A 598-nucleotide genomic window follows, 5' to 3' on the forward strand; every position below is an offset into this window, starting at 1 on the left:
TGAAGCTAATGACGATGTAGCCACAGTAAGTAGCACAACCGGAGGAACTACCTCAAGTGTACTTACTAACGATAAGTTAAACGGCGTACCAAACCCAAGTGTTAGCTCAGTAACGCTTACTTGGACTACGGCTACTCCAACAGGCTTCACCTTGAATCCTAACGGCACGATAACGATAGCACCTAATACCCCAGCGGGTACTTATACTATCAGCTATAAGATTTGTGCAGTAACAAGTACAACGGTATGCGATACTGCTAACATAGTAGTAACGGTAACTGGTACAACAACAAGTACAACCACGCCAACAACTATTGAAGCTAATGACGATGTAGCCACAGTAAGTAGCACTACCGGAGGAACCACCTCAAGTGTACTTACTAACGATAAGCTAAACGGCATACCAAACCCAAGTGTTAGCTCAGTAACGCTTACTTGGACTATGGCTACTCCAACAGGCTTCACCTTGAATCCTAACGGCACGATAACGGTAGCACCTAATACCCCAGCGGGTACTTATACCATCAGCTATAAGATTTGTGCAGTAGCAAGTTCAACGGTATGCGATAACGCTAACATAGTAGTAACGGTAACAGGT

General features: G+C 44.5%; 1 pseudogene. It reads left to right on the plus strand.

The window, feature by feature from the left end:
- A pseudogene (locus HMPREF9074_RS12305) lies at positions 1-598 on the plus strand (gliding motility-associated C-terminal domain-containing protein); the annotation flags it as partial.

Origin of the sequence: Capnocytophaga sp. oral taxon 329 str. F0087 (assembly GCF_000213295.2) — a bacterium.
Classification (GTDB): domain Bacteria; phylum Bacteroidota; class Bacteroidia; order Flavobacteriales; family Flavobacteriaceae; genus Capnocytophaga; species Capnocytophaga leadbetteri_A.